We start from the raw sequence: 246 nt of genomic DNA, 5'->3' as shown, positions 1-246 counted from the left end.
TTTCTTTAACTCAGCTAATTTTTCATCTACTTGTTTTTTTACTTCCTTAAGTTCATTAACCTTTTGATCGATGTTCTCTTTATGTTGCTTCATTTCATTCACTTTTTCATCGACAGTTTGTTTATGTTCTTTAATCTCATTAACCTTATTATCGATATTTTGCTTATGTTCTTTTACTTCAGCAACTTTATCTTCTACTTGTTTTTTATGCTCTTTTATTTCCGCGATTTTATCTTCGGCGATTTG

Annotated in this window: 1 pseudogene; it reads right to left on the bottom strand. The window is 28.9% G+C overall.

Features of this window, described 5'->3' with window-relative positions:
- Positions 1-246: pseudogene (locus MR167_RS32305) on the bottom strand (LPXTG cell wall anchor domain-containing protein); the annotation flags it as partial.

The organism is Bacillus cereus group sp. BfR-BA-01355 (genome assembly GCF_022663675.1).
GTDB lineage: Bacteria > Bacillota > Bacilli > Bacillales > Bacillaceae_G > Bacillus_A > Bacillus_A thuringiensis_S.
The sequence above is the reverse complement of the archived record's forward strand: the minus strand, read 5'-3'. Positions and strand labels throughout refer to the sequence as shown.